We start from the raw sequence: 6,590 nt of genomic DNA, 5'->3' as shown, positions 1-6,590 counted from the left end.
GAGTACGGCCGCTCCACCGGCGGCGTGATCAACGTCGTCTCCAAGCGCGGTACCAACGAGTGGAAGGGCGACGTCCAGGTGTTCTGGTCGCCGGACGGCCTGAACCAGCAGCCGCGTAATGTCCGTCTCCGCGACGGCACCCTTTACCAGAAGGGCAACCTGTACGCGCTGCGCAACAACGAGAACCTGCAGTACTCCGGCTCCATCGGCGGCGCACTGATCAAAGACAAGTTGTTCATCTTCGCCGCGGCGGACTGGATCAGGAACACCGGCGACTACACCGGCCCGAACACCACCAGCGACGACGAGCATGACAGCGCCAAGACCAAGCGCTGGTTGACCAAGATCGACTGGAACATCACCGACAACAACATCCTCGAGTTCACCGGTATCGGCGACACCGAGACGAATGACCAGTCCATCAGTGCTTACAGCTACGACACCGGTCGCGGCGACTACCTCGGCCATGTCTACACGAAAAACTACAACGGCACGCAGACCAACGCGACGCCGGGTGGCAACACGTACATCGGTCACTACACCGGTTACATCACTGACGACCTGACGGTCAACGCGATGTACGGCCGTTCGCATTCCGACCACAGCCAGAACATCACCTCGGCTACCGGCCAGAACTGCCCGACCATTACCGATAACCGCACCGAGTTTACCGGCAACCCGCAGACCGGTTGCACGGTCGGTGGCTCGACGTTCCTCCTGCCTGGCGCGGAAGACAGCAGCCATGGCTGGAGCGCCAACATCGAATACCGCCTGGGTGATCACGACCTGCGCGGAGGTGTTGATAACTATGTCCTGCGCGCCACGTCCGGTGCGCTGCCAACCGGCGGTACCGGCTGGACCTACGCTGACGTTGGTGACGGCTCGTCCATCCAGAGCCGCCTGTCCAACCTCGGCCTCAATCCCGCCCTGTACAACCCGGCTGACTTCGCCAACGGCTACTACGCGGAATCGACGGCACTGAGCACGGGCACCTCGGCCCGTACCAACCAGCGTTCGCAGTTCATCGAAGACAACTGGCAGATCACGGACCGCTGGCACGGTTACATCGGCCTGCGTAACGAACAGTTCACCAACTACAACGGTAGCGGCGAAGCGTATGCCAGCGCGCGCCACCAGCTCGATCCACGCCTGGGTGCGTCGTGGGACGTCCACGGTGACAGCTCGCTGAAGATCTACGCCAACGCCGGCCGTTACCACCTCGGTCTGCCTACCTCCGTCGCCATCCGCGGCGCCGGCCCGTCGACCTTCCCGTCGCAGTACTACGGTTTCACCGGCATCGACCCGGTCACGGGTGTGCCGACCGGTCTCGTTGCAGGCCCGTATTCGGGTAACTACAACAAGAACGGCGCGAACGGCATCCCGCCGGACGCGAAGACCGTTTCGGCCCAGGGCCTGCACTCGTACTACCAGGATGAGTACATCTTCGGTGTCGACCAGCAGCTGGACAACAACTGGGTCGTCGGTGCGAAGGCCATGTACCGTCGCCTGCGCAGCCTGATCGACGATACCTGCGACTCGGCACCGATCCAGGAATGGGGCGACGAGAACGGCCTTCACGACGAAGTGAAGGCGGGTATCGGCCGCAGCACGGGTTGCTGGCTGTATAACCCGGGTCGCGCGAACACGTTCACCGTGTCGCCGGCTGATGGTCAGTACCTGAGCGTGCCGCTCACCGCCGCCGATATCGGCGAGCCGCGTGCCAAGCGCGCTTACTACATGCTCGACCTGTACGCCGAACATCAGTTCAGCGACCACTGGTACGCGAAGATCGATTACACCTACTCGCGTAGCTACGGCAACTCCGAAGGCCAGCTCGATTCCAACATCGTCCAGGCTGACGTGTCGACCACCGAGAGCTGGGATTTCCCGGCCATCATGGAAAACACCAACGGCRAYCTGCCGAACGACCAGAAGCATCAGCTGCGCATCTACGGCACCTACGCGCCGAACGATGAGTGGGCGTTCTCGACCGTTACCCGTATCGCYTCGGGCTACCCGGTCAGCTGCATCGGTACCCGCCCGGACTCCGTCGGTGGCGATCCGTACCAGTACGGCGCCGCTTACTTCTACTGCAATGGCCAGCCTGCCCCGCGCGGCAGCTTCGGCCGCACACCGTGGACGTACAACGTGGACCTGAGCGTCGCCTGGAAGCCGGCCTTCGCCGACCACAAGCTCACGCTTTCGGCCGACGCATTCAACGCATTGGGTAAGCAGCGCGTTACCCAGTACTACGAGTACGGCGAGACCGACAGCGGCACGCCGGATCCGCAGTACAAGCGTGCCCGTTCGTTCTCCGACCCGCGCACCATCCGCCTCGGAGCCCGCTACGACTTCACGCTGTAACGAAAACGCTTAGCTATATCGCATAACAACAACAGCAAAGCATTTCCCCGGATATTGGCCGCTCTAGATGGAGCGGCCTTTTTTTTGCGTCATGTGGGAGCCGCTTCAGCGGCGATGGGCGCTTGCGGGAACATGGCCCGCCGCCGCGGGTTCGCCGATGAATCGGATCCTACAGAGGGGTTGCGGTTCGATGTTGCTTGCGGAGGTAAGGAGCGCAGACGAAGATCGCTACGCCCGTCAGCATCACCGCCGCCCCGATCCACACACCCGTTGCGAAGTGCTCATCGAAGGCGAGATAAGAAGTGACGATGCCCGATACCGGCACGATCAGCGACAGCGGCGCGACACTCGCCGCGGGATACTTCTTCATCAGGTTATTCCAGACCATATAGCCGAACACCGTGGTGACATACGCCTGGAAAAGCACCGAACCGATCGCTGCCCATGACACGCCATGCGACAGCGCGACGAACGGCGCCGCCCCCTCGCTCACGTAGGTCAGCACGAACAATACGGGCGCCGAGAACACACTCGACCATGCCACGAAGGCCATCATGTCTTTCGGCTTGTGCCGTTTCACGATGAGATTGCAGACGCTCCAGCTGACGGCCGCGAGCAACACGAGCACGACACCTAGCGTCGTCGACGTTCCGCTCGTGGCATGTATGACCACCAGCAATCCGGCGGCGGCAACGAGCATGCCCACCAGCTGCGGCGCACGCATCCGTTCACGCAGTACCACGGCGCTCAGGATCACGGTGAAGAACGCGCTGAACTGCAGCACCAGCGATGACAGTCCAGGGGACATACCCTTCGACATCGCGAGGTTCACTACCCACCACAGCCCGACGCCAAAGAGCAGGCCGTATGCCACCAGCGACATCAACGGCACATCGCGCGGCCGCGGCAGGAACAGGATCAGCGGGAATGCCGTGAAGGCGAACCGTAACCCGGTGAGCAGAAAAGGATCGAGGTCACGCAAGCCGACCTCGATCACCGAGAAGTTACTGCCCCAGATGAGGGTGACGACGATGCCTAGAATGAGATCACGTGGTTTCATTTACTTCCTTGTCTGATGAGACGAGGCCAGCACCCATCGCCGCTGAAGCGGCTCCTACAGAATGCGCGAGTTACCCTACTTTCTCAGTCGGCGGAATCGTCTTCGAACCGTAGGTGCTTCACGCTCCGGCCATGGCGCCGCACTAGCTTCAGTGCCTCGATGCCTACCTTGATATGCCGCTCGACATAGTTGGCGGTGACGACCGCATCACTGCTTTCAGTTTTCACGCCCTCGGGAATCATGGGCTGGTCGGAGACCAGGAGCAGGGCGCCGCAGGGAATGTGGTTGGCGAAGCCCGCGGCGAAGATCGTCGCCGTTTCCATGTCGATGGCCATGCTGCGCGTGCGACGCAGGTAGTCCTTGAAGGCTTCGTCGTGTTCCCAGACCCGGCGATTGGTCGTGTAGACCGTGCCTGTCCAGTAGTCATGGCCAAGGTCGCGAATCATCGTCGACACGGCACGCTGGAGCTGGAAGGCCGGGAGGGCCGGCACCTCGGGAAGCAGGTAGTCGTTCGAGGTGCCCTCACCGCGGATCGCTGCGATGGGCAGGATCAGGTCGCCGATTGAGTTTTTTCTCTTCAGGCCGCCGCACTTGCCGAGGAAGAGGACGGCCTCCGGCGCGATGACACTGAGCAGATCCATCACCGTGGCAGCGTTGGGGCTACCCATGCCGAAGTTGATCAGGGTGATGCCGTCGGCCGTGGCGTTAGGCATGGGACGGTCGCGGCCCCGCACTTCCACGCCATGGTCGAGGGCGAAGCGTTCGACGTAATGGCCGAAGTTGGTCAGCAGGATGTGCTGGCCGAAGGCCTCCAGGGGGGTGCCCGTATAGCGGGGCAGCCAGTTGGAGACGATCTCGTTCTTGGTTTTCATGGGGAGCCCGGTTGCGCAAGCGCCGGCGGAGGCGGAGGGCTGCCTTCACGGACCGACGGCGCGGTTACCGGCGACGCCACGCCGGCGGAGTGCCAAATTCATTCGGGCAAGTGTAGCATCCGGCCCAAGCGGGGCGAGATGGAACGCAGCGGGCGTTTCGGGTGCCGCTGGGCCAAAGGCCTTCGACGGGGGTAGTACCCGATGCGAATCGGTGTAGCGATTGATGCGGCCTGTGACGTGCCGCAGGATTTCCTGGAACGCAACGGCATCGCCGTGATGCCGATTACCGTGAAGGTCGACGGCCAGAAGTTCAAGGACGACCGTGACCCGGTCGAGATCCAGCGTTTCCGCGACCAGAAGCTCGGCAGCAAGAGCCACTCGGGCGAAACCGAGCCCAGTTCGGTCGAGGACGTGCAGAACCTGTTCCTCGACCGCCTGGTCAAGGATTACGACTGCGTCGTTTGCCTGACCATCATGGCCACGCGCAGTCCGATCCACGACAACGTGATCAAGGCCAGTTTCGCCATCCTGAAGAACTACCGCCCTATCCGCGAGGCGGCGGGGATCACCGGACCGTTCCTGATGCGAGTAGTCGATACGCGCAACATCTTCGCCGGCTCCGGCCCGGTGGTGGCCGAAGCCGTGCGCATGATCCAGTCCGGCAAGTCGCCGGCCGAGGTACGCGAACGGGTGGCGCACATCGCCGACTGCTCCTACGGCTACATGCTGCCGCGCGATCTCAACTACCTTCGTTCCCGAGCCCGCAGCAAGGGCGACCGTAGCGTCAGCTTCATGAGTTCCATGCTGGGCACCGCCCTGGACATCAAGCCGATCCTGCGCGCCCATCGCGGCGAGACCGGCCCGGTCGGCAAGGTGCGCGGCTTCGACCACGGCGCCCAGGTGCTGTTCGACTATGCGTCCAAGCGCGTCCAGGCCGGCCTCCTCGTGCCCTCGCTATCGCTGAGCTACGGCGGCGACCTCGAGGAGATGCGCGCGTTGACGGGTTACCACGCCCTCACCCGCGTCTGCGGCGATGCCGGCGTCGAGATCCTGGAGAGCCCGATGAGCATCACCGGCATGGTCAACGTTGGCGAAGGTGCCATGACCCTCGGTTTCGCGTCCGAAGACCACGTCGCGGACTTCTGAGCATGCGCTGCACGGTGTACGCGCTCGCCGCCCTGGCCTTCGCGGCCACGAGTGGCGTGAGCGCGGAGACCGTCTACAAGTGCCTGGCTGACGGGCAGACGATCTACCAGCAGACGCCGTGCGCGAAAAGCCAGCGGCAGGAGACACTCCAACTGGAGGACTCCGCGCCGGCCAGTGGCCAGGTCGCGCCGATGCCCGACGCGCCTCGGCGAGACGATGCAACTTCAGATCCTCCGCCACCTCAATCCCAGCCGTTGCCGCCTCCGCCGCGGATGTTCGGCTGCATCCGTGCAACGGACGGCAAACCGTACACCAGCGCGGATGGCAATCCGCAGCCCTACCTCGCGCCCCTCGGTGTGCTCGGTGTCGCTGGCGGGTCACTGTCCGATACCTACGGTAACCCCAACTCCGCCGTGGCCTCGGCCCCGGAGCTCAACCGCGGCAAGGGCAATGTCGGCGCCATCGCGACGAGCAACTACGTCTGGGTGCAGGACCAGTGTCGGGAACTCAGCCCCGCGGAAACCTGCCAGGCATTGCGCAGCGAGTCGGAAGCGACGCAACGGCAGATCCGCAACGCGTTCAAGAGTGACCGTCCACCGCTGGACGCGAAGGACGCACGCCTTCGCAGCCAGTTGCAGTCGTGCCCTTGAGGCGACGCCCCGTCACGCCTCGACGGGGCGATGCTTTACGAAGCGGCGCGAGTCCGTACCGTAGCCCAGCGATTCGTAGAACCGATGCGCCTCGGGGCGGTGGTTTCCGCTGGTCAGGTCCACTCGTGCCGCGCCGGATGCCCAGCTCCATTGTTCTGCCGCGACCATGAGTGCCGTGCCGATACCTTGACGCTGGTGGCCGTCACGAATGGACAGCGCCGTGACGCGTGCGAGGTGCCCCGGCGCGTGGAAGAGTGGCGTGATGTGAACACTGACGACACCGACGATGAGCACCCCATGGCACGCGACGAGAACGGCATCGGACTGTTCGCCGAATGCCGCCAGCTTTGCCCGGACCAGGTCGGCCGAGGCGCCATAGCCGAGCGACTGCAGGCAGATCGCGACCTGGTTTGCATCGGCCATTTCCGCCCGACGAATGCGCAAGGACATCGTTTCATCGTTCATTATCGACTCCCCGTAGACCATCGTGACCATCGT

6 protein-coding genes are annotated in these 6,590 nt (G+C 63.4%); 3 read left to right on the top strand and 3 right to left on the bottom strand.

Annotation, left to right across the window (positions count from 1 at the left end):
• Positions 1-2,364, top strand: a 2,364-nt coding sequence (locus AC1DSN_RS16535; protein WP_477331733.1) for a TonB-dependent receptor domain-containing protein, incomplete at its 5' end; no start/stop codon positions are given.
• 169 nt (positions 2,365-2,533) lie between these two features.
• Here the strand turns inward: AC1DSN_RS16535 and AC1DSN_RS16530 are convergent.
• The gene (locus tag AC1DSN_RS16530; RefSeq protein ID WP_477297913.1) at positions 2,534-3,424 is read right to left on the bottom strand and encodes an EamA family transporter; all 891 of its coding nucleotides are present in this window, start codon (positions 3,422-3,424) and stop codon (positions 2,534-2,536) included.
• A gap of 83 nt (positions 3,425-3,507) precedes the next feature.
• On the bottom strand, positions 3,508-4,296 hold the full coding sequence (locus tag AC1DSN_RS16525; protein WP_213948841.1) for an AMP nucleosidase: 789 nt from the start codon (positions 4,294-4,296) through the stop codon (positions 3,508-3,510).
• A gap of 201 nt (positions 4,297-4,497) precedes the next feature.
• Between AC1DSN_RS16525 and AC1DSN_RS16520 the strand changes: the two genes are divergently transcribed.
• Positions 4,498-5,442 carry a DegV family protein gene (locus AC1DSN_RS16520; protein WP_063573849.1) on the top strand — a complete coding sequence of 315 codons (945 nt, stop codon included), beginning with the start codon at positions 4,498-4,500 and terminating at the stop codon, positions 5,440-5,442.
• Positions 5,443-5,444: 2 nt separating this feature from the next.
• Complete coding sequence (locus tag AC1DSN_RS16515) at positions 5,445-6,092, top strand: DUF4124 domain-containing protein (RefSeq protein ID WP_477331731.1); 648 nt, start codon at positions 5,445-5,447, stop codon at positions 6,090-6,092.
• Positions 6,093-6,104: 12 nt separating this feature from the next.
• Here AC1DSN_RS16515 and AC1DSN_RS16510 read toward each other — a convergent pair.
• The coding region (locus tag AC1DSN_RS16510) for a GNAT family N-acetyltransferase (protein WP_477331729.1) at positions 6,105-6,590 on the bottom strand (486 nt) is incomplete at its 5' end.

This window comes from Luteibacter sp. P4_D7_3 (assembly GCF_056401735.1).
Note: the sequence above shows the minus strand (reverse complement) of the source record. Positions and strands in the feature narration are given on the sequence as shown.

Bases quoted from the DNA above. Each gene is read 5' to 3' on its own strand.
- AC1DSN_RS16525 (WP_213948841.1), bottom strand. From the start codon at position 4,296: ATGAAAACCAAGAACGAGATCGTCTCCAACTGGCTGCCCCGCTATACG.
- AC1DSN_RS16515 (WP_477331731.1), top strand. From the start codon at position 5,445: ATGCGCTGCACGGTGTACGCGCTCGCCGCCCTGGCCTTCGCGGCCACG.
- AC1DSN_RS16520 (WP_063573849.1), top strand. From the start codon at position 4,498: ATGCGAATCGGTGTAGCGATTGATGCGGCCTGTGACGTGCCGCAGGAT.
- AC1DSN_RS16530 (WP_477297913.1), bottom strand. From the start codon at position 3,424: ATGAAACCACGTGATCTCATTCTAGGCATCGTCGTCACCCTCATCTGG.